This is a genomic window from Streptomyces sp. NPDC005496, assembly GCF_042872045.1.
Lineage (GTDB): Bacteria > Actinomycetota > Actinomycetes > Streptomycetales > Streptomycetaceae > Streptomyces.
The window spans coordinates 90,015-112,035 of record NZ_JBIAJQ010000013.1 but is presented as its reverse complement, the minus strand read 5'-3'; the positions used below and the strand labels follow the sequence as shown (position 1 = coordinate 112,035).

Sequence of the window (22,021 nt, the reverse complement as noted above, 5' to 3'; positions counted from 1 at the left end):
CGTCTCCCGAGTCCGTCGGGCCCGTCTCCGTCCGCCGCGCGGGACCCGGTCTTCCACTCTGGTCCCGGCACGTTGCGGTGGTGTGTATGGGGCATGGCAGCGTCGGAGGACGGGCCCCGGGCACGCGGAAGGGGCGGCTCCCCCCGTGGGAGCCGCCCCTCGTCCCCGCGGGGGCGCCTACTTCTTGTCGAGCAGGTCCTGCACCCCGGCGCGGATCTCGTCCGTCGCCAGGCCGCGGATCGTCAGCGTCGTACGGCGGCGCAGCACGTCGTCCGCCGTCTCGGCCCACTCGTTGTCCCGGGCGTAGACGACCTGGGCCCAGATCTCCGGGGCGTCCGGGTGGACGCGCCGGCCGAGCGCCGGGTTCTCGTTCGCCAGGCGGGCGATGTCGAAGGCCAGCGAGCCGTAGTGGGTGGCCAGGTGCCGGGCGGTGTCCGCGGCCATGCGCGGGCCCGGAGCCGGGTTGTCGACCAGGAGCCGGTGCGCCACGGCACGGGGGTTGGCGACACCCGGCAGCGGCAGCTTCTTCGGCAGCTCCTTGATCGGCTCGAAGTCCTCGCCGAGCGGGTGACCCGGCAGCGACTCCAGCTTCTGCATGACCGTACGGCCGATGTGGCGGAAGGTGGTCCACTTGCCGCCCGCGACGGACAGCATGCCGCCGCGGCCCTCCGTGACGACCGTCTCGCGCTTGGCCTTCGAGGTGTCGCCGGGACCGCCCGGCAGCACCCGCAGACCCGCGAAGGAGTACGTGATCAGGTCACGGGAGAGCTGCTGGTCCCGGACGGAGAACGCGGCCTCGTCCAGGATCTGGGCTATGTCCTTCTCGGTGACCGCGACCTCGCCGGGGTCGCCCTCGTACTCCTCGTCGGTCGTGCCGAGCAGCAGCATGTCCTCCCAGGGGAGGGCGAAGGTGATGCGGTACTTGTCGATCGGGGTGGCGAGCGCGGCCTTCCAGGGGGAGGTGCGCTTGAGGACCAGGTGCGCGCCCTTCGACAGGCGGATGGACGGCGCCGCGTTCGGGTCCTCCATCCGGCGCAGGTGGTCGACCCAGGGGCCGGTCGCGTTGAGCACGAGCCGGGCGTCGACGCCGAACTCGTCCCCGGTCGTCCGGTCCTTGAGGTCCGCGCCGGTGACCCGGCCCCGGGTGAAGCGCAGGCCGGTGACCTCGGCGTGGTTGAGCACGACGGCGCCGGACTCGACGGCCGCGCGGACCGTCATCAGCGCCATGCGGGCGTCGTTCATCTGGTCGTCGCCGTACACGGCCACGGCCTTCAGGTTCTCGGTGCGCAGCTCCGGGACGTCCTGCTGGGCCTTGGCGGGGGAGAGCAGGTGCCCGACGCCGTCGCCGAAGGCGGACAGCGCCGAGTACGCGAACACGCCCGCGCCGAGCTTCGCGGCGCCGTGCGGGCCGCCCTTGTACACGGGGAGGTAGAAGGTCAGCGGGTTCGCCAGGTGGGGAGCCACCTGACGTGAGACCGCACGGCGCTCGAAGTGGTTCTCCGCCACCAGCTTCACCGCGCCGGTCTGCAGGTAGCGCAGACCGCCGTGGAGGAGCTTGGAGGAGGCGGAGGACGTGGCACCGGCGAAGTCGCCGGCGTCGACCAGAGCCACCCGCAGCCCGGACTGCGCGGCGTGCCAGGCGGTGGAGATGCCCAGGATGCCGCCGCCGATGACGAGAAGGTCGTACGTTGCCTTGGAGAGCTGCTCCCGGGTCTCGGCGCGGCTCGGGGCGGAGCCGGAGGCCGGGTGCGTACCGAGGGCAGGCACGGACTGCAGGGTGGTCTGGGTACTCATGCGGGTCTTACTCCTCGCCAGTGTTTCCATCGTCGAGCCAGCCCATGGACCGCTCCACGGCCTTGAGCCAGCTCTTGTACTCGCGGTCGCGGGTCTCCGCGGCCATGTTGGGGGTCCACTCCGCGGCCCGGCGCCAGTTGGCGCGCAGGTCCTCGGTGTTGGACCAGAAGCCGACGGCGAGACCGGCGGCGTAGGCGGCGCCGAGGCAGGTGGTCTCGGCGACCATCGGGCGCACCACGGGTGCGTCGAGGACGTCGGCCAGGGTCTGCATCAGCAGGTTGTTGGAGGTCATGCCGCCGTCGACCTTGAGGGCCGCGAGCTCGACGCCCGAGTCCTTGGTCATGGCGTCGCTGATCTCGCGGGTCTGCCAGGCGGTGGCCTCCAGGACGGCGCGCGCGATGTGCGCCTTGGTGACGTAGCGGGTCAGGCCGGCGATCACACCGCGGGCGTCGGGGCGCCAGTACGGGGCGAACAGGCCGGAGAAGGCCGGCACGAAGTAGGCGCCGCCGTTGTCCTCGACCGACGACGCGAGCGTCTCGATCTCGGCGGCCGACTTGATCAGGCCCATCTGGTCGCGCATCCACTGCACCAGCGAACCGGTGACCGCGATCGAGCCCTCCAGGGCGTAGACCGGGTCCTGGTCGCCGATCCGGTAGCCCACCGTGGTCAGCAGCCCGCTGTACGAGTTGATGATCTTGTCACCGGTGTTCATCAGCATGAAGGTGCCGGTGCCGTAGGTGGACTTGGCCTCGCCCTCGGAGAAACAGGTCTGGCCGAAGAGGGCCGCCTGCTGGTCGCCGAGCGCGGACGCGACGGGGATGCCGCCGAGGAGGTCGCCGAGCTTGCCGCCGGTGATCTCGCCGTACACCTCGGCGGAGGAACGGATCTCGGGCAGCATCGCCAGCGGGACACCGATCGACTCGGCGATCTTCGCGTCCCACTGCATGGTGTGCAGGTTCATCAGCATGGTGCGGGAGGCGTTGGTGACGTCGGTGACATGCCGGCCGCCGTTCACACCGCCCGTCAGGTTCCAGATGACCCAGCTGTCCATCGTGCCGAAGAGGATGTCCCCGGCCTCGGCGCGCTCGCGCAGGCCCTCGACGTTGTCCAGCAGCCACCGGGCCTTCGGACCGGCGAAGTACGAGGCCAGCGGCAGGCCGGTCTCGCGGCGGAAGCGGTCCTGCCCGACGTTGCGGCCGAGCTCCTTGCAGAGGGCGTCGGTGCGGGTGTCCTGCCAGACGAGCGCGTTGTGGACGGGCTCGCCGGTGTTCTTGTCCCACAGCAGCGTGGTCTCACGCTGGTTGGTGATGCCGATGGCCTTGATGTCGTCGCGGGTGATGCCGGCCTTCGCGATGGCTCCGGCGACGACCTCCTCGACGTTCTCCCAGATCTCGGTGGCGTTGTGCTCCACCCAGCCCGGCTTCGGGAAGATCTGCTCGTGCTCCTTCTGGTCGACGGAGACGATGCGGCCGTCCCGGTCGAAGACGATGCAGCGGCTCGACGTGGTGCCCTGGTCGATCGCGGCGATGAAGGGGCCGGCGGTGTGTGCGTCGGTCACAGTGTGCTCCAGGAGGTCTCGGGTGGCGTACTCGGTCCGCGGTCGGCGGCGGTGGGGCGGAGGCTCACTTGAAGGCCAGGTTGTAGAGGCCGCCCGCGACGGCGCCGCCGATCAGCGGTCCTACCACGGGGATCCAGGCGTAGCCCCAGTCCGACCCGCCCTTGTTGGGCAGCGGCAGCAGGGCGTGGACGACCCGGGGGCCGAGGTCGCGGACCGGGTTGATCGCGTAGCCCGTCGGGCCGCCGAGCGAGAGGCCGATGCCGACCACCACGAACGAGGTCACCAGGGCGCCGAGCACGCCCAGTCCGTTGCCGTTGTCGTTGAGGCCCTGGGTCAGGATGGCCAGGACCAGGACGACGGTGGCGATGATCTCCGTGGCCAGGTTCTGCGCGACGTTGCGGATCTCGGGGCCGGTGGAGAAGATGCCGAGCACCGGACCGGCGGCGGGGGCCGCCTTCTGGTCGACCAGCGCCTCCTCGGCCGGCTGCTGGGCCAGGATCTCCGGGTCCGTGAGGTGGGCCTGGAACTGTCCGTAGTACGTGATCCACACCAGCACCGCGCCGATCATGGCGCCGAGGAGCTGGGAGCCGAGGTAGAGCGGTACGTCGCTCCACTTGGTGCCGCCCTCGATGGCGAGGCCGATCGTGACCGCCGGGTTGAGATGGGCGCCGGAGACGCCGCCCGCGAGGTAGGCCGCGGTCAGGACCGCGAAGCCCCACCCGAAGGTGATCGCGAGCCAGCCGGCGTTGAGAGCCTTCGAGCGCTTCAGCGTGACGGCGGCGCACACGCCACCGCCGAGCAGTATGAGTACGGCGGTACCGATGGTTTCGCCGATGAAGATGTCGGAGCTGGACACCCGCGACTCCTTTGTCCTTCGTCCAGGGGAAGCCGAACCCCGGGTCCCTCCGGTGGTTCGTGCTCTCGGGGAGTGAGAGCGATATCGGCCCTTGGCACTGCCACACCCTAACGCTTATTGCCGGTAGGTGTTCGACAATGCCGACCGATGGACGGGAGTCTTGCTCCGCCCTCAGCAGGTCGTCAAGGGTTCTGTTATCGAAAACACGATCGTTATTGATCGCTGCGGACTATCGGTCCGGGGCGACCCCGGGCGGGCGCCGTCCACGTGCCTCGCGGGGCCCTTTGGAGGCGGCACGACGAAGGCCGGGACGCCCTCTGGCGTCCCGGCCTCGTCTCGTACGGCTGCGGCCCTCAGAACCGCCCGGCGCCCAGATCGCGCGACACGGCGCGGGCGCAGTCCCGCACCGCCGCGATCAGGTCGGGGCGCAGTTCCCCGTCCTTGCGGATGCGCTCGACGGCCCCGGTGATCCCCACGGCGCCCACCGGCATGCGCCGCTGGTTGTGGATCGGCGCGGCCACCGAGGCGACGCCGGTCCAGGTCTCCTCCACGTCGTCCGCGTAGCCCCGCGCGCGCGTCAGGTCGAGGACGCCCTCGAACGCCTCCGGCTCGCTTATGGTCCGGGGCGTGAACGTCTTGCGCTCGGCCTCCAGGACCTCGCTGTGCGCCACCGGGTCGTAGGCCGCGAGGACCTTGCCGAGTGCCGTGGAGTGCAAGGGCTGCATGGCTCCCACCTCCAGCACCTGCCGGCTGTCGTCCGGCCGGAAGACGTGGTGCACGATCAGCACGCCCTGCTGGTGCAGCACCCCCAGGTACACGCTCTCGCCGCTGGAGCGGGCCAGGTCGTCCGTCCACACCAGGGCGCGCGCCCGCAGCTCGTGCACGTCGAGGTAGGTCGTTCCCAGCCTCAGCAGCTCGGCGCCCAGCTGGTACCGCCCGGACGCGGGCTCCTGCTCGACGAAGCCCTCGTGCTGCAGGGTCCGCAATATGCCGTGGGCCGTACCCTTGGCGAGGCCCAGCGAGGTAGCGATGTCCGACAGGCCGAGCCGCCGCTCACCGCCCGCGAGCAGGCGCAGCATCGCGGCCGCCCGCTCGAGCGACTGGATGTTCCGTGCCATCGCCGTGCTGCCCTCCGTCCCCTTCGGCCGCCGACGGGCCTGTGCGCTACCGCCGTTCGGCAATGTCGAACACTACCGGTCGTCACCGACCTCCCGCCAATACCCGGCGGACATCGCGCGTCTCATCTGAGCACGCCCCCCTGCCACGCCCGGCAGGACACCCCGCCCGGACCCGGCCGCACCGCCCCTCACCGGCCCTTCGTGCCCGCCACACCCGTCCGGCCCGTGGACGCCCCGTCCACGGCGTGGCGCTCCGGGCTACCCTGACGGCGTGCGCCTTCCATGGGAAGCGCAAAGCCGACAGCCGTCGCACTCCAGGGAGCACCCTTCATGGCCTCGTCGCCTAACCCGTCCCTTTCGTCCGCAGCCTCCGGGAGCCGGACCCGCACCGACGCCCTCCGCCGGGCGCTCGCGACCCGTGTCGTGGTCGCCGACGGCGCCATGGGCACCATGCTCCAGGCCCAGGAACCGACGCTCGAGGACTTCGAGAACCTCGAAGGCTGCAACGAGATCCTGAACCTCACCCGGCCCGACATCGTCCGCTCCGTCCACGAGGCGTACTTCGCCGTGGGCGTCGACTGCGTCGAGACGAACACCTTCGGCGCCAACCACTCCGCGCTCGGCGAGTACGACATCCCCGAGCGCGTCTTCGAGCTGTCCGAGGCCGGTGCCCGCATCGCCCGCGAGGTCGCCGACGAGTTCACCGCCTCCAGCGGGCAGCAGCGGTGGGTGCTCGGCTCCATGGGCCCCGGCACCAAGCTGCCGACCCTCGGCCACGCCCCGTACACCCTCCTGCGCGACGCCTACCAGCGGAACGCCGAGGGCATGATCGCGGGCGGCGCGGACGCCCTCCTGGTGGAGACGACCCAGGACCTCCTCCAGACCAAGGCCGCCGTCCTCGGCGCCCGCCGCGCCCTGGACGCCACCGGCCTCGACCTGCCGCTCATCGTCTCCGTCACCGTCGAGACCACCGGCACCATGCTGCTCGGCTCGGAGATCGGCGCCGCGCTGACCGCCCTGGAGCCGCTCGGCATCGACATGATCGGCCTGAACTGCGCCACCGGCCCCGCCGAGATGAGCGAGCACCTGCGCTACCTGGCCCGCCACTCGCGCATCCCGCTGTCCTGCATGCCGAACGCCGGCCTGCCCGTCCTCGGCAAGGACGGCGCGCACTACCCGCTGTCGGCCCCCGAGCTGGCCGACGCCCAGGAGACCTTCGTCCGCGAGTACGGCCTCTCGCTCGTCGGCGGCTGCTGCGGCACCACCCCGGAGCACCTGCGCCAGGTCGTCGAGCGGGTCCGCGAGCTGTCCCCGACCCCCCGCGACCCGCACCCCGAGCCCGGCGCCGCCTCGCTCTACCAGACCGTGCCGTTCCGCCAGGACACCGCGTACATGGCGATCGGCGAGCGCACGAACGCGAACGGCTCCAAGAAGTTCCGCGAGGCCATGCTGGAGGGCCGCTGGGACGACTGCGTGGAGATGGCCCGCGACCAGATCCGCGAGGGCGCCCACATGCTCGACCTCTGCGTCGACTACGTGGGCCGCGACGGCGTCGCCGACATGGAGGAACTGGCCGGCCGCTTCGCCACCGCCTCCACCCTGCCGATCGTCCTCGACTCCACCGAGGTCGACGTGCTGCGCGCGGGCCTGGAGAAGCTCGGCGGACGCGCCGTCATCAACTCGGTCAACTACGAGGACGGCGACGGCCCCGAGTCGCGCTTCGCGAAGGTCACCGCGCTCGCCCGGGAGCACGGCGCCGCGCTGATCGCGCTGACCATCGACGAGGAGGGCCAGGCCCGCACCGTCGAGACCAAGGTCGCCATCGCCGAGCGGCTGATCGAGGACCTCACGACGAACTGGGGCGTCCACGAGTCGGACATCCTCATCGACTGTCTGACCTTCACGATCTGCACCGGTCAGGAGGAGTCCCGCAAGGACGGCATCGCGACGATCGAGGCGATCCGCGAGCTCAAGCGCCGCCGCCCGGACGTGCAGACCACCCTCGGACTGTCGAACATCTCCTTCGGCCTCAACCCGGCCGCGCGCGTCCTGCTGAACTCGGTCTTCCTCGACGAGTGCGTCAAGGCGGGCCTCGACTCGGCGATCGTGCACGCGAGCAAGATCCTGCCGATCGCCCGCTTCGACGAGGAGCAGGTCACCACCGCCCTCGACCTGATCCACGACCGGCGCCGCGAGGGCTACGACCCGCTGCAGAAGCTGATGGCGCTGTTCGAGGGCGCCACCACCAAGTCCCTGAAGGCGGGACGCGCCGAGGAACTGGCCGCCCTGCCCCTGGACGAGCGGCTCAAGCGGCGCATCATCGACGGCGAGAAGAACGGCCTCGAACAGGACCTCGACGAGGCGCTGACCGAGCGCCCCGCCCTGGACATCGTCAACGAGACGCTGCTCGACGGCATGAAGGTCGTCGGCGAACTGTTCGGCTCCGGCCAGATGCAGCTGCCCTTCGTGCTCCAGTCCGCCGAGGTCATGAAGACGGCGGTGGCCTATTTGGAGCCGCACATGGAGAAGACCGACGACGAGGGCAAGGGCACCATCGTGCTGGCCACCGTGCGCGGCGACGTCCACGACATCGGCAAGAACCTCGTCGACATCATCCTCTCCAACAACGGTTACACGGTCGTCAACCTCGGCATCAAGCAGCCCGTCTCCGCCATCCTGGAGGCCGCCCAGGAGCACCGCGCCGACGTCATCGGCATGTCCGGCCTCCTGGTCAAGTCCACGGTGATCATGAAGGAGAACCTGGAGGAGCTGAACCAGCGCAAGCTGGCCGCCGACTACCCCGTCATCCTCGGCGGCGCCGCCCTTACCCGGGCCTACGTCGAGCAGGACCTGCACGAGATCTACGAGGGCGAGGTCCGCTACGCCCGCGACGCCTTCGAGGGCCTGCGCCTGATGGACGCCCTGATCGCCGTCAAGCGCGGGGTGCCCGGCGCGGCCCTCCCCGAGCTGAAGCAGCGCCGGGTGCGCCCGACGGCCGAGATCGTCACCGAGGAACGGCCCGAGGAGGGACACGTCCGCTCCGACGTCGCCGTCGACAACCCCGTGCCCGAGCCGCCGTTCTGGGGCTCCCGCGTCATCAAGGGCATCCAGCTCAAGGAGTACGCCTCCTGGCTGGACGAGGGCGCCCTGTTCAAGGGCCAGTGGGGTCTCAAGCAGGCCCGCACCGGCGACGGGCCGACCTACGAGGAGCTCGTCGAGACCGAGGGCCGGCCCCGGCTGCGCGGCCTGCTGGACCAGCTCCAGACCGGCAACCTGCTGGAGGCGGCCGTCGTCTACGGCTACTTCCCGTGCGTGTCCAAGGACGACGACCTGATCCTCCTGGACGAGCAGGGCAACGAGCGCACCCGCTTCACCTTCCCCCGCCAGCGCCGGGGCCGCCGCCTGTGCCTCGCCGACTTCTTCCGGCCCGAGGAATCCGGCGAGACGGACGTCGTCGGCCTCCAGGTCGTCACCGTCGGCTCCCGCATCGGCGAGGAGACCGCCAAGCTCTTCGAGGCCAACTCCTACCGCGACTACCTCGAACTGCACGGCCTGTCCGTGCAGTTGGCGGAGGCGCTGGCCGAGTACTGGCACGCGCGCGTCCGCGGCGAACTCGGCTTCGGGGGAGAGGACCCCGCCGCCGTCGAGGACATGTTCGACCTCAAGTACCGCGGCGCCCGCTTCTCCCTCGGCTACGGCGCCTGCCCGAACCTGGAGGACCGCGCCAAGATCGCCGAGCTGCTGCGGCCGGAGCGCATCGGCGTCCACCTCTCCGAGGAGTTCCAGCTCCACCCGGAGCAGTCCACGGACGCCATCGTGATCCACCACCCCGAGGCGAAGTACTTCAACGCACGCTGAGCCGTCCCCGGGCCCGCCCCCTCGCGGGGCGGGCTCCGGCGTGACGCGAGGCACGCCCGAGGGCACACCGAGGCATTCCGGTCGGACAAGTCGTACACTGGTCGGTCCACCGCAGGCCGGTTGCCCCTTCGTCGAAAAGGGCAGCCGGCCTGATCGTCCCTCAAGGAGGTGCGCCCGGATGACCAGTACGGTTCCCGCGCTCGGTACCCGTACGGCCGAAGGCTCAGCGCTGCAGGCCGTGCTCCTCGACATGGACGGCACCCTGGTGGACACCGAGGGCTTCTGGTGGGACGTCGAGGTCGAGGTCTTCAAGTCCCTCGGCCACACGCTCGACGACTCCTGGCGCCACGTCGTGGTCGGCGGCCCCATGACCCGCAGCGCCGGCTTCCTCATCGAGGCCACCGGCGCCGACATCACCCTGCCCGAGCTGAGCGTCCTGCTCAACGACGGCTTCGAGAGCCGCATCGGACAGACGCTCCCGCTGATGCCGGGGGCGGCCCGGCTGCTCGCCGAGCTGGCCGCGCACGGGATCCCCACCGCGCTGGTCTCCGCCTCCCACCGGCGCATCATCGACCGGGTGCTGACCGCCCTGGGTCCCCAGTACTTCAGCCTGACGATCGCGGGCGACGAGGTCGAGCGGACCAAGCCGTTCCCCGACCCGTACCTGCTGGCGGCCGCCGGGCTCGACGCCGATCCGGCCCGGTGCGCGGTCGTCGAGGACACCGCGACCGGCGTCGCGTCGGCCGAGGCGGCGGGCTGCCACGTGGTCGTCGTGCCCTCGGTGTCACCCATCGCGCCCGCTCCGCGCCGCACCGTCGTGTCCTCTCTCGAAGACGTCGATCTCCGATTTCTGCACGGCCTGATGACGGAAAAGCGCTAGAGCTTCACCCAGCGTGCGGAACGGCAAACGCGGAAAATCGTCGAATGACCGCCCGGACAATTCAGAACCAGGTCGGATGGCCGAATTCCGGTACCTGTCAGCCGAGTTGACACTGTGACGTTCGTCACGAGTATCGGGGTCGACATCACGGACGCGGTGTGCTTAGTCCCCCTTTTCGGGGGTGGTCCGTGTGCCCTTGTGTCCTGATTGGTGGAACACTGCGCGGTTCCTTCCCCTGTCGGGTTTTCGGTGCGTCCGCGCCCGGTTTCGCAGCGTGATGGGAGGGTGGCTCCCGTACCTGTGAGACGCCCCGCAGGTGCGGACTAATCTCGTCGCGAGAACCTCGCCACAACTCCCCGTGATCCGCAGCACCACCCCTGCATGCCGGGTACACGGACTCGACAGCTCTGGAGAAACTCGAGCATGAACCGCAAGACTTTGGTGCTGCCGGCGATCGTCGGCCTGCTCGGCCCCGTGCTCGCCGGCTGCGGTGGGTCCGACAGCGGCAGCAAGGGGGGCGACGCGATCGTCGTCGGCACCACGGACCGGTTCACCGTCACGAGTGACGCCCCCGCGCCGCTCGACCCGGCATACGCGTACGACGTCGGCACCTGGAACATCCTTCGCCAGACCGTCCAGACCCTCATGGCGCAGCCGCGTGGCGACGGTGAGCCCCAGCCCGAGGCGGCCGACAAGTGCGGCTTCACCGACGCCGGCAACGAGCGGTACGTCTGCACCCTGCGCAAGGACCTCAAGTTCTCCAACGGTGACCCCGTCACCGCGAAGGACGTGAAGTTCTCCATCGACCGCGCGCTGTCCCTCAAGGCCGACAGCGGGGTGTTCGCCCTGCTGTCCACCGTCGACACGGTCGAGACCCAGGGCGACCGCGAGGTGATCTTCCACCTCAAGACGGCGGACGCCACCTTCCCCTTCAAGCTGTCGACCCCGGTCGCCGGCATCGTCAACCCCGACGACTACGAGAAGGGCAAGCTGCGCGACGGCTTCCAGGTGGACGGCTCCGGCCCGTACACCGTCGAGTCCGAGGTCAAGGACAACGAGCTCGTCAAGGCCGTCTTCACCAAGAACCCCCACTACAAGGGGCTCCTGGAGCCGAAGAACGACAAGGTCGAGATGCGCTCCTTCACGAGCGCCGACGAGATGGGCACCGCCCTCGACAAGGGTGACATCGACGTCATGACCCGCTCCATGACGCCGAAGCAGATCCAGCAGCTCTCCAAGGACGACGGCGACATCGACCTGGTGGAGGTGCCGGGTCTGGAGATCCGCTACCTCGGCTTCAACACCGCCGCCTCCTCGGTCAAGTCGAAGGCCGTCCGGCAGGCCGTGGCCCAGCTCGTCAACCGCGGTGAGCTCGTCTCCAAGGTGTACGGCACCCAGGCCGAGCCGCTCTTCTCGATGGTCCCCGCCACCATCACGGGCCACAGCAACTCGTTCTTCAACGAGTACGGCGAGCCGAACACCGCCAAGGCCAAGGGCTTCCTCAACAAGGCCGGAATCACCACCCCGGTGAAGGTCACCCTCCACTACACGACCGACCACTACGGCACGGCCACCAAGTCGGAGTTCGAGGTCCTGAAGCGGCAGCTCAACGCCAGCGGGCTGTTCGACGTCGACGTCAAGGGCGAGGCCTGGGACAAGTTCCGTCCCGCCGAGATGGCCGGCAAGTACGACATCTACGGCATGGGCTGGTTCCCCGACTTCCCCGACGCCGACAACTACCTCGCGCCGTTCCTCGACAAGGACAACACCCTCGGCTCGCCCTACGCGAACGGCGAGATCCGCAACACGCTGATCCCCGAGTCCCGTCGCGAGGCGGACCGGCTCAGCGCGTCGAAGAGCATCTCGGAGATCCAGGACATCGTCGCCGCCGACGTACCGCTGCTGCCGCTGTGGCAGGGCAAGCAGTACATCGCCGCACGCGACGACATCACGGGCGCCGAGTGGGCCATCAACTCCTCCTCGACCCTGCAGCTCTGGGAGCTCGGCCGCGGCCTCTGAGCAGCCCGCCGGCCTCCCCCGGCCCGGGACCCTCCTCGGGTCCCGGGCCCTTCAGATCCAATGACAAGGCACTTGCACGTGAACATGCGTAACCAGTGGCCGGTCCTGTCCGTCGTGACGGGGCTGGCCGCCGGCCTGTTGACCGGCTGCGGCTCGGACACCGGCGACTCCGGCGGCACCGGCTCCTCCGTGGTCGTGGGGATGTCCGACGACGTCCTCGCCACCGACCCCGCCGCAGGCTACGACCCCGGGTCGTGGCTGCTGTTCAACAACGTCTTCCAGTCGTTGCTGAGCTTCCCCAAGGGCGGTACCGAGCCCGAGCCCGAGGCCGCCGAGGAGTGCGCCTTCACGGACACCGGCACGAAGGTCTACACCTGCACCCTGAACGACGGCCTGAAGTTCAGCAACGGTGACCCGCTCACCTCGAAGGACGTCAAGTTCTCCTTCGACCGCATGCTGAAGATCAACGACGCCACCGGCCCCGCGATCATGTTCCCCATGCTCGACGAGGTGACCACGCCGGACGCCAAGACCGTCGTCTTCAAGCTCAAGTACGCCGACGCCACCTTCCCGAGCAAGATCGCCTCGGGCGCCGGCTCGATCGTGGACCACCGGCAGTACTCCGCCGACGGACTGCGCACCGACGGCCAGGCGGTCGGCTCGGGCCCGTACAAGCTGGAGTCCTTCGACAAGGACCAGGCCGTCTTCTCGGTGAACGAGGACTACCGGGGACCCGCCGAGGCCCACAACGCCGGCGTGACCCTGAAGTTCTTCCACGGCGACCAGCCCGCCCTGAAGAACGCGCTGCTCGCCGACCGCGTCGACGTCGCCTACCGCGGCCTCGCCGCGAACGACATCGCGGACCTGGACAACCACACCTCCACCGGCAAGGGCGTCGACGTCGTCGAGGGCAGCAGCGCCGAGGTGCAGCACCTCGTCTTCAACATGGACGACCCGGTCGCCGGCAAGCTCGGCGTACGCAAGGCCATCGCCTACCTGCTCGACCGCGAGGCCCTGGTCAACGAGGTCTACCAGGACACGGCGACCCCGCTGTACTCGATCATCCCGGCCGGCATCGCCGGGCACGACACGGCGTTCTTCAACACCTACGGCGCCCGTCCTTCGAAGGCCAAGGCGCAAGCGGCGCTCCAGCAGGAGGGCGTCACCGGCAAGGTGAAGCTGACCCTCTGGTCGACCCCGTCGCGCTACGGCCCGGCCACCGACAACGAGTTCAGGGCGATCGCCAAGCAGCTCAACGCGAGCGGACTGTTCGACGCGAGCGTGAAGTCGGTCGCCTTCGGCCGCTACGAGAAGGACATCGCAAAGGGCAAGTACGGCGTGTACGTGAAGGGCTGGGTGCCGGACTACCCGGACCCCGACAACTTCACCGCCCCGTTCTTCGGCGACGGCAACGTGCTGAGCAACAACTACACCAACAGCACGATCACTTCGCGGCTCCTGCCCAGGATCGCCGCGCAGAGCGACCGCGCCTCGACCGACACCGACTACGGCCGGGTCCAGAACATCGTGGCCGACCAGATCCCGGTCATCCCGGTGTGGCAGGCCAAGCAGTACGCGGTGGTGCGCGAGAACGTCTACGGTCTCGAGAACTGCCTCGACGCCTCGACCGTCTTCCGCTTCTGGGAGATCAGCAAGAGCTGAGCACGACATACGTCAGGGGCGCCCCCCTTCCCACCGGAAGGGGGGCGCCCCTGACGCATGTCCGTGTCCGCAGAGCCCGCCGGGCACGGACGGCGCGGGCTACTGCTGGGCGCCGGGGCGCACCAGCCCGCTCTCGTACGCGTACACCGCGGCCTGCACCCGGTCGCGCAGGCCCAGCTTGGTCAGGACGTGTCCCACATGCGTCTTGACGGTGGTCTCGCTGACGAACAGGTCGGCCGCGATCTCCGCGTTCGACAGGCCGCGCGCCACCAGCTTCAGCACCTCGACCTCCCGCTCGGTCAGCGTGTGCAGGGTGTCCGGCACCGGCTCGTCGCCGGACGGCAGATGACCCGCGTACTTGTCGAGCAGCCGGCGCGTGATGCTCGGCGCGAGCATCGCCTCGCCCGCCGCCACGACCCGGATCGCCTGCACCAGCTCGTTGGCCGGCGCGTCCTTGAGGAGGAAACCGCTGGCGCCGGCGCGCAGCGCCTCCACCACGTACTCGTCGAGGTCGAAGGTGGTCAGGACGAGCACCTTCGCCGGACCGTCCCGGCCGGGGCCGGTGATCTGCCGGGTCGCCTCGACCCCGTCCATCCGCGGCATACGGATGTCCATCAGAACCACATCGGGCTGCAGGGCACGTACCTGGTCGAGTGCCTGGAGGCCGTCTCCGGCCTCGCCGACGACCGCGAGGTCCTGCTCCGCCTCCAGGATCATCCGGAAGCCGGTACGCAGCAGCGGCTGGTCGTCGACCAGTAGGACGCGGATGGCCACGTAAGTCTCCTTCGCTAGTCCGGCCCCATTCTGCCCTGCTCGGTTCCACCGGACTCGGGCGCCCTGACGGGGAGCGGGTACGGCGGGGGAGTGCCGCCGAACTCCGGGCACACCGCCCGGTGGTCGCACCAGCCGCAGAGCTTGGTCGGCCGCGGCCGCCAGTCGCCCGTCTCGGTGGCCTCCCGGATCGCCTCCCACAGCGCGAGCAGCTTGCGTTCGACGCGCTCCAGGTCCGCGACGACCGGGTCGTACGTCAGCACGTCACCGCTGCCCAGGTAGACGAGCTGGAGCCGCCGCGGGACGACGCCCTTCAGCCGCCAGACGACCAGGGCGTAGAACTTCATCTGGAACAGGGCGCCTTCGGCGTACTCCGGCCGGGGCGCCTTGCCGGTCTTGTAGTCGACGATCCGGACCTCGCCCGTGGGCGCCACGTCCACCCGGTCGATGATGCCGCGCAGCCTGAGCCCGGAGTCCAGACTCGCCTCGACGAACAGCTCGCGCTCGGCCGGTTCGAGCCGGGTCGGGTCCTCCAGCGTGAACCAGCGCTCCACCAGCCGCTCCGCCTCGCCGAGCCAGCGTGCCAGCCGCTCGCCCTCGGGGTCGTCCGCGAACAGCTCCACGACCTCCGGCCTGGTCTCGCGCAGCCGGTCCCACTGACCGGGGATCAGCGACTTGGCGCGCGGGGCGGTGCGCTCCGTGGCCGGTGCGTCGAAGAGGCGCTCCAGCACCGCGTGCACCAGGGTGCCGCGCGTGGCCGCCTCGCTCGGCTTCTCGGGGAGCTTGTCGATCACCCGGAAGCGGTAGAGCAGCGGACACTGCATGAAGTCGCCCGCGCGCGAGGGCGACAGCGACGCGGGCGGCACGGCCGTGACCGCCACGACCGGCTCGGCGGCGGCCGGCTCCGTCGCGACGACGGCCGGCTCGACGGCTTGGGCCGGCACACCCTCGGCCGGACCGGCGCCGGACGGCGCCGGCGGCCCGGACGTCACCGAGGTCGTGACGGACGCGGCGGCCTCCCGCGGCCCGGCCCGGCCGGGACTCTCGGCGGGGGCCTGCGCGGTGCCGGCCGCGACGGTCTCCGCCGCGTCCTCGGTGCTGGTGTCCATGACGACAGACCATACGGCCCGGCACCGACACCGACCCAGCCGCCGCTCCTCCGACGGCACGGAAAACAGAGGGAGTGCCGGGGCGGAACACGCCGCTACGGCCGCATACCATCGACCGGAGACCCTCCCGCCCTGCATGATCGGGAGTGGGGAGACGCTTCGAACAAGGGGACATCGTGGACGAGAGCGGCGGGAGCGGGCAGCCGCGGTCCGGCAAAGACGAGGCGCCCGAGCGTCACGCGGAACCGTCGGCACCCGAGGCCACCGGCACCGGGCACCCCGCGACGGAACGGCACGCCACACCCCCGGACGCCCCCGGCCCGGCAGGGCCCGCCGACGAGACGCCGACGGACACCCCCGAGCCGAGCCCGAGCGACCCCGAGCCTCAGGCGGACGCCGCCCGCACGCCCCCGCGACGCCCGGCCGGACAGCCACCGGCGACGAACCCCGAGCGACCCTCGCAGGCCCCGGACGCCGCGCCCGGGTCCCGGGGAGCCGCGAGCCCCCGGACCCCGGCCGCGCACGGCGAGCAGGTGTCACCGACTTCCGCCGACCAGGACGCGCGAGGCACGACCGGGCAGCCGACAGCAGTGAACCCCCAGCCGCCCACGCAGTCCCCGGACACCGCGCCCGGACCCCGGGGAGCCGTGAGCCCCCGGACCCCGGCCGCGCACGGCGAGCAGGCGTCACCGAGTCCCGCCGACGAGGCCCCGCAGCGCCCGGCCGGGCAGCCGACGGCAGTGAACCCCCAGCCGCCCGCGCAGTCCCCGGACGCCGCCCCCGGGCCGCACGGAGCCGCCGGCCACCGGACCCTGGCCGCGCACGGCGATAAGGCTTCCGGGGACGACTCCCACGCGGACCCGCACGCCGGGCCGCACGGAGCCGCCGGTCACCGGACTCCCGCGCACTCCCACCCGGCGGACCCGCAGGACCCGGCCGGGCCGTCCGGAGCGGCGGGGCACCGGACCCCGGCCGCGTCGGGACGCAAGGCACGGCCCCCGCGCCGGGCCAAGGAACCCGGTGGCGGGCTGCTCATGGGGCGGCCCTTCGGCGTGCCGGTCTACGTCGCCCCCAGCTGGTTCCTCGTGGCCGCGCTCATCACCTGGGTGTTCGGCGGACAGCTCGACCGGGTGCTGCCCGAGCTGGGCAACCTGCGCTACCTGGTGTCCCTCTTCTTCGCCGTCGCCTTCTACGCCTCCGTACTCGTGCACGAGCTGGCCCACACGGTCGCCGCCCTGCGCTTCAAGCTGCCGGTGCGCCGGATCCAGCTCCAGTTCTTCGGCGGCGTCTCGGAGATCGAGAAGGAGTCCGAGACACCCGGCCGGGAGTTCGTGCTGGCCTTCGTCGGACCCCTGCTCTCCCTGGTCCTGGCGGGCCTCTTCTACCTCGCCCTCCAGGGCGTCGAACCCGGCACCGTCCCCGGGGTCCTGCTGGCCGGCCTGATGATCTCCAACCTGATCGTCGCCGCCTTCAACCTGCTGCCCGGTCTGCCCCTCGACGGCGGCCGGATGCTGCGTGCCGTCGTCTGGAAGATCACCGGCCGGCCGATGAGCGGCACCGTCGCCGCCGCCTGGGTCGGCCGCGCGCTCGCCGTCTCCGTACTGATCGGGCTGCCCCTGCTCACCCAGTCCGGCGCCCTCGGTGACGCGCCCGAGGACATCGGCGGCATGGACACCGTCATGGACGCCCTGCTCGCCGCGATCCTCGCCGCGATCATCTGGACCGGCGCCGGCAACAGCCTGCGGATGGCGCGGCTGCGCGAGCACCTGCCCGAGCTGCGCGCCCGCTCGCTCACCCGGCGCGCGGTCCCGGTCGAGACCAGCACGCCCCTCTCCGAGGCCCTGCGCCGCGCCAACGAGGCCGGAGCCCGCGCGCTCGTCGTCGTCGACCCCGACGGCGAACCCCTCTCACTGGTCCGCGAGGCCGCCATCGTCGGCGTACCGGAGCACCGCCGCCCCTGGGTCGCGGTCAGCGGGCTGGCCCAGGACCTCACCGAGGGCATGCGCGTCTCGGCCGAGCTCGCGGGCGAGGAACTCCTCGACGTCCTGCGCGCCACCCCCGCCACCGAGTACCTGGTGGTGGAGGACTCCGGCGAGATCTACGGCGTCCTGTCGGCGGCCGACGTGGAGCGGGCCTTCGTCAAGGCGATGGCACGGCCCTCGTAGCGATCACCCAGGCCGGCCGGTCCGGGGGAGCCGCGGGGCCCTCCGCCGGGCGCCCCACGGGTGGTCCGCGGCCCTCTTCGGGACCGGTAGGCTGGTCACATGTCCGAACCGACCGGTGCCGCCCGCAGGCGCGGGCCCTTCAAGGTCGGGGACCAGGTTCAGCTGACCGACCCCAAGGGCCGCCACTACACGTTCACGCTCGAGGCCGGGAAGAACTTCCACACCCACAAGGGTTCCTTCCCCCACGACGAGCTGATCGGCGCTCCCGAGGGCAGCGTTGTCCGCACCACGGGGAACGTCGCCTATCTCGCGCTGCGCCCCCTGCTCCCCGACTACGTCCTGTCCATGCCCCGCGGCGCCGCCGTGGTCTACCCCAAGGACGCGGGGCAGATCCTGTCCTTCGCCGACATCTTCCCCGGCGCGCGCGTCGTGGAGGCGGGAGTGGGCTCCGGCTCCCTCAGCAGCTTCCTGCTGCGCGCCATCGGCGACCAGGGCATGCTGCACTCCTACGAGCGCCGCGAGGACTTCGCCGACATCGCCCGGCAGAACGTGGAGCGCTACTTCGGCGGCCCGCACCCCGCCTGGCAGCTCACCGTCGGCGACCTCCAGGACAACCTGAGCGACACCGACGTCGACCGGGTCATCCTCGACATGCTCGCCCCCTGGGAGTGCCTGGAGGCCGTCTCCAAGGCGCTCGTCCCGGGCGGCATCCTGTGCTGCTACGTGGCCACCACCACGCAGCTCGCGCGCACCGTCGAGTCCATCCGCGAGATCGGCTGCTTCAACGAGCCGACCGCGTGGGAGACGATGATCCGCAACTGGCACATCGAGGGCCTGGCCGTCCGCCCGGACCACCGGATGATCGGCCACACCGGCTTCCTGCTCACCGCCCGCCGCCTCGCGGACGGCGTCGAGCCGCCCATGCGCCGCCGCCGCCCCGCCAAGGGCGCCTACGGCGACGACTACGCGGGACCGAACGCCGACGGTGGCTCCGGCCGCTGAACCGGCGGCCGCGTGCCGGCTGTCCAACGCACCACGACTGTGGCCGAGTTCCCGGGAACGCCCGGGAACTCGGCCACAGCGCTTTTCCGTTGACCGACCCGCACGAGTACCCACCCCGCGGTTCCGCCTCACTGTGACGTGTGGCACCATGCAGCCACCCCCCACCGGTACAGCCTTCACAGGAGACGCTCCGAGTGCAGCAATCCGCCGTCCCGGAACTGGCACACACCCACACCAGCCCCATCCACTGGCTCGCCACGGCCACCGCCCTCGCGGGAGTCGTCGCGCTGTCCTCGGTCCTGCAGCCCGACTCGGCGACGGCGGCCCAGGCCGCGGGCACCGACGCGAAGGCCGCCCCGGCCGCCGTGGCGCCCCCGGATCCCGCGGCGGTCGCCTTCCCCATCGAGTGCGGGACCGCGAAGGTCCTGGTACAGAAGAAGGCGTCCGGGGACCTCGACGGGGACGGCCGCCCGGAGACCGTGGCCGTGGTGCGCTGCGACGCCGGCTCGGGAACCCCGCCGAACGGTGTCTACGTGCTGACCCAGGGCAAGGGCGCCGACAAGCCGCGGGTGGTGGCCACGCTGGTCGAACCCCAGGACCGGCTGAGCGTCTCGGAATTCGCGCTGCGCGACCGAACCGTCACGGCGACCCTGCTCGGCTACTCCTCGTCCGCCGTGCCGAGTTGCTGCCCGGACGTGAAGGACCGCGCCAAGTGGCAGTGGAAGGACGGCACGTTCGTCCGGTCCACGCCCTCCGAGGCACGGAGCGTGTGAGGAACCGGACGAGGCGGTGACAGCGGGTGACCTCAGGTCACCCGGCGTCCGGCCCGTAGACCTCGACCCTGTCCGAAACGCGCCGGACGTGGATGCAGTCGCCCGGGCACTCCTTGGCGGAGTCGGCCACGTCGCGCAGCAGCGTCAGCGGCACGGGGGTTGTCGCGCCCGGCGCCTGGAGCAGTTCGTCGTCCGCGCTCTTCACGTAGGCCAGACCGTCGATGTCCAGCTCGAAGACCTCGGGCGCGTACTGGGCGCAGATGCCGTCGCCGGTACAGAGATCCTGGTCGATCCAGACCTCGAGCGCCTCGCCGTCGACTTCTGCCTCCTGCTGCACGGTCATTTCTCCTGCCGTTTCCTGCGTCGAGCGGTCCGAAACGTCGGCAAGTCGGGCCAGCTCTGACGGGTGTTGAACACTTCGACCCTACCTCCGTCCGCTTCCCAATCATGTTGGGTGGGTATTCCCCTGGCGTGAGGGAGAGCGCAAGGGTGAAGATCGGACACACCTCGACAGTCTTTGTGATCTAGGGGTTTCAATCGACACCCACCCAGGTAGGGTCTGGAAGCGTCCAGCTCCCCTTGGAGGAGGTGAGGACCGTGGCAGCCCACGACGACGACATGAACCGCGGCATCCGCCCGGGAAGAGGGTCCGATGACCCCGCCGGGCAGATTGCCTACCTTGAGCAGGAGATCGCCGTCCTGCGACGCAAGCTCGCCGACTCTCCGCGGCACACGAGGATTCTCGAAGAGCGGATCGTCGAGCTGCAGACCAACCTGGCCGGCGTGTCCGCGCAGAACGAGCGGCTCGCCAACACGCTCCGTGAGGCCCGCGACCAGATCGTGGCCCTCAAGGAGGAGGTCGACCGGCTGGCCCAGCCGCCGGCAGGCTTCGGTGTCTTCCTCACGGCGAACGAGGACGGCACGGCGGACATCTTCACCGGGGGCCGCAAGCTCCGGGTGAACGTCAGCCCGAGCGTGGAGCTCGAAGAGCTCCGTCGCGGCCAGGAACTGATGCTGAACGAAGCCCTCAACGTGGTCGAGGCCATGGAGTACGAGAGCGTCGGCGACATCGTCACCCTCAAAGAGATCCTCGAGGACGGCGAGCGCGCTCTGGTGGTGGGGCACACCGACGAGGAACGGGTGGTACGGCTCGCCGAGCCGCTGCTGGACGTCACCATCCGTCCCGGCGACGCCCTGCTGCTCGAACCCAGGTCCGGCTACGTCTACGAGGTCGTACCGAAGAGCGAGGTCGAGGAACTCGTCCTCGAAGAGGTCCCTGACATCGGCTACGAGCAGATCGGCGGCCTGGGAAACCAGATCGAACTGATCCGCGACGCGGTCGAGCTCCCGTACCTCTACCCCGACCTCTTCAAGGAGCACGAACTGCGGCCACCCAAGGGTGTGCTGCTGTACGGGCCCCCCGGATGCGGCAAGACGCTCATCGCCAAGGCCGTCGCCAACTCGCTGGCCAAGAAGGTCGCCGAGGTGACCGGACAGGCCACGGGCAAGAGCTTCTTCCTCAACATCAAGGGCCCCGAGCTCCTGAACAAGTACGTCGGCGAGACCGAGCGGCAGATCCGCCTCGTCTTCCAGCGTGCGCGTGAGAAGGCCAGTGAGGGCACCCCCGTCATCGTCTTCTTCGACGAGATGGAGTCCCTCTTCCGCACCCGTGGCTCCGGTGTCAGCTCGGACGTGGAGAACACCATCGTCCCCCAGCTGCTCGCCGAGATCGACGGTGTGGAGGGCCTGGAGAACGTGGTCGTGATCGGCGCCTCGAACCGCGAGGACATGATCGACCCCGCGATCCTGCGCCCCGGCCGGCTCGACGTGAAGATCAAGATCGAACGTCCGGACGCCCAGGCCGCCAAGGACATCTTCGCGAAGTACCTCACCTCGCGGCTCCCGCTGCACTCCGACGACCTCGGTGAGCACGGCGGCGACCGGGAGGCCACGGTCCACGGAATGATCCAGACCGCCGTGGAGCAGATGTACGCCGAATCCGAGGAGAACCGCTTCCTCGAGGTCACCTACGCCAACGGCGACAAGGAAGTCCTGTACTTCAAGGACTTCAATTCCGGCGCCATGATCGAGAACATCGTGGGCCGCGCGAAGAAGGCAGCCATCAAGGACTTCCTCGACGCGAACCAGAAGGGCCTTCGGGTCTCCCATCTCCTCCAGGCATGCGTGGACGAGTTCAAGGAGAACGAGGACCTGCCGAACACCACCAACCCGGACGACTGGGCCCGCATCTCCGGTAAGAAGGGTGAAAGGATCGTCTACATCCGCACCCTCGTCACCGGAAAGCAGGGAGCGGACACCGGGCGCTCCATCGACACGGTGGCGAACACCGGTCAGTACCTGTAAAAGACAGGGCGGCTGCGGGTGCCCTTCGCGGGTATCCGCAGCCGACTGTTTTTCAGGCCATGCCGGAGCAAGGCAATGACGCAAATGATCTC

15 protein-coding genes are annotated in these 22,021 nt (G+C 70.4%); 8 read left to right on the top strand and 7 right to left on the bottom strand.

All coding sequences use genetic code 11. The features are described from left to right. Window positions 1–177 precede the first annotated feature (177 nt). The 4 genes from ACFYQQ_RS33275 to ACFYQQ_RS33260 form a co-directional block, all read right to left on the bottom strand. Entirely contained in the window at window positions 178–1,794 is a 1,617-nt protein-coding gene (locus ACFYQQ_RS33275) for a glycerol-3-phosphate dehydrogenase/oxidase (RefSeq protein WP_356172517.1), read from the bottom strand. A gap of 7 nt (window positions 1,795–1,801) precedes the next feature. Continuing rightward, window positions 1,802–3,352 (bottom strand): glycerol kinase GlpK, encoded by a 1,551-nt coding sequence (gene glpK / locus ACFYQQ_RS33270; RefSeq protein WP_356172520.1) that lies wholly within the window; start codon window positions 3,350–3,352, stop codon window positions 1,802–1,804. 64 nt (window positions 3,353–3,416) lie between these two features. Continuing rightward, window positions 3,417–4,208 carry an MIP/aquaporin family protein gene (locus ACFYQQ_RS33265; protein ID WP_355780545.1) on the bottom strand — a complete coding sequence of 264 codons (792 nt, stop codon included), beginning with the start codon at window positions 4,206–4,208 and terminating at the stop codon, window positions 3,417–3,419. 353 nt (window positions 4,209–4,561) lie between these two features. Continuing rightward, window positions 4,562–5,326, bottom strand: coding sequence for an IclR family transcriptional regulator (locus ACFYQQ_RS33260; RefSeq protein WP_355780548.1), 765 nt, complete (start codon window positions 5,324–5,326; stop codon window positions 4,562–4,564). 330 nt (window positions 5,327–5,656) lie between these two features. Between ACFYQQ_RS33260 and metH the strand changes: the two genes are divergently transcribed. From metH to ACFYQQ_RS33240, 4 genes are all read left to right on the top strand, one after another. Next, on the top strand, window positions 5,657–9,184 hold the full coding sequence (gene metH / locus ACFYQQ_RS33255) for a methionine synthase (RefSeq protein ID WP_355780551.1): 3,528 nt from the start codon (window positions 5,657–5,659) through the stop codon (window positions 9,182–9,184). 178 nt (window positions 9,185–9,362) lie between these two features. After that, window positions 9,363–10,064 carry an HAD family phosphatase gene (locus ACFYQQ_RS33250; protein WP_355780553.1) on the top strand — a complete coding sequence of 234 codons (702 nt, stop codon included), beginning with the start codon at window positions 9,363–9,365 and terminating at the stop codon, window positions 10,062–10,064. A 423-nt stretch (window positions 10,065–10,487) separates the two neighbouring features. Next, window positions 10,488–12,083: an ABC transporter substrate-binding protein gene (locus ACFYQQ_RS33245; RefSeq protein WP_355780556.1), complete on the top strand. Its 1,596-nt coding sequence runs from the start codon at window positions 10,488–10,490 to the stop codon at window positions 12,081–12,083. A gap of 78 nt (window positions 12,084–12,161) precedes the next feature. Next, window positions 12,162–13,745, top strand: a complete 1,584-nt coding sequence (locus tag ACFYQQ_RS33240) for an ABC transporter substrate-binding protein (protein WP_356172529.1) — start codon at window positions 12,162–12,164, stop codon at window positions 13,743–13,745. A 99-nt stretch (window positions 13,746–13,844) separates the two neighbouring features. On the opposite strand, the gene ACFYQQ_RS33235 is transcribed toward ACFYQQ_RS33240, so the two are convergent. Together ACFYQQ_RS33235 and ACFYQQ_RS33230 are read right to left on the bottom strand one after the other, a co-directional pair. Next, window positions 13,845–14,519 carry a response regulator transcription factor gene (locus ACFYQQ_RS33235; protein ID WP_121416646.1) on the bottom strand — a complete coding sequence of 225 codons (675 nt, stop codon included), beginning with the start codon at window positions 14,517–14,519 and terminating at the stop codon, window positions 13,845–13,847. Between the two features lie 14 nt (window positions 14,520–14,533). Next, the gene (locus tag ACFYQQ_RS33230) at window positions 14,534–15,625 is read right to left on the bottom strand and encodes a PD-(D/E)XK nuclease family protein (RefSeq protein ID WP_388906328.1); all 1,092 of its coding nucleotides are present in this window, start codon (window positions 15,623–15,625) and stop codon (window positions 14,534–14,536) included. Window positions 15,626–15,801: 176 nt separating this feature from the next. Between ACFYQQ_RS33230 and ACFYQQ_RS33225 the strand changes: the two genes are divergently transcribed. The 3 genes from ACFYQQ_RS33225 to ACFYQQ_RS33215 all read left to right on the top strand — a co-directional run bounded on the left by ACFYQQ_RS33225 (window position 15,802) and on the right by ACFYQQ_RS33215 (window position 19,565). Further along, a complete protein-coding gene (locus ACFYQQ_RS33225) occupies window positions 15,802–17,790 on the top strand; it encodes a site-2 protease family protein (protein WP_388906325.1) in 1,989 nt (662 codons plus the stop codon). A 99-nt stretch (window positions 17,791–17,889) separates the two neighbouring features. Beyond that, on the top strand, window positions 17,890–18,792 hold the full coding sequence (locus ACFYQQ_RS33220) for a tRNA (adenine-N1)-methyltransferase (protein WP_355790974.1): 903 nt from the start codon (window positions 17,890–17,892) through the stop codon (window positions 18,790–18,792). Between the two features lie 194 nt (window positions 18,793–18,986). Continuing rightward, window positions 18,987–19,565, top strand: a complete 579-nt coding sequence (locus ACFYQQ_RS33215; protein WP_355785162.1) for a hypothetical protein — start codon at window positions 18,987–18,989, stop codon at window positions 19,563–19,565. Window positions 19,566–19,602: 37 nt separating this feature from the next. On the opposite strand, the gene ACFYQQ_RS33210 is transcribed toward ACFYQQ_RS33215, so the two are convergent. After that, on the bottom strand, window positions 19,603–19,908 hold the full coding sequence (locus tag ACFYQQ_RS33210; protein ID WP_355785164.1) for a ferredoxin: 306 nt from the start codon (window positions 19,906–19,908) through the stop codon (window positions 19,603–19,605). 254 nt (window positions 19,909–20,162) lie between these two features. On the opposite strand from ACFYQQ_RS33210, the gene arc reads away from it, so the two are divergent. Further along, window positions 20,163–21,929: a proteasome ATPase gene (gene arc / locus ACFYQQ_RS33205; RefSeq protein ID WP_121404178.1), complete on the top strand. Its 1,767-nt coding sequence runs from the start codon at window positions 20,163–20,165 to the stop codon at window positions 21,927–21,929. Window positions 21,930–22,021: the final 92 nt, after the last annotated feature.

Coding starts and splice junctions, on each gene's coding strand:
- ACFYQQ_RS33275 (WP_356172517.1), bottom strand. CDS start 1,794: ATGAGTACCCAGACCACCCTGCAGTCCGTGCCTGCCCTCGGTACGCAC.
- ACFYQQ_RS33230 (WP_388906328.1), bottom strand. CDS start 15,625: ATGGACACCAGCACCGAGGACGCGGCGGAGACCGTCGCGGCCGGCACC.
- ACFYQQ_RS33245 (WP_355780556.1), top strand. CDS start 10,488: ATGAACCGCAAGACTTTGGTGCTGCCGGCGATCGTCGGCCTGCTCGGC.
- ACFYQQ_RS33220 (WP_355790974.1), top strand. CDS start 17,890: ATGTCCGAACCGACCGGTGCCGCCCGCAGGCGCGGGCCCTTCAAGGTC.
- ACFYQQ_RS33210 (WP_355785164.1), bottom strand. CDS start 19,908: ATGACCGTGCAGCAGGAGGCAGAAGTCGACGGCGAGGCGCTCGAGGTC.
- metH (WP_355780551.1), top strand. CDS start 5,657: ATGGCCTCGTCGCCTAACCCGTCCCTTTCGTCCGCAGCCTCCGGGAGC.
- ACFYQQ_RS33260 (WP_355780548.1), bottom strand. CDS start 5,326: ATGGCACGGAACATCCAGTCGCTCGAGCGGGCGGCCGCGATGCTGCGC.
- ACFYQQ_RS33250 (WP_355780553.1), top strand. CDS start 9,363: ATGACCAGTACGGTTCCCGCGCTCGGTACCCGTACGGCCGAAGGCTCA.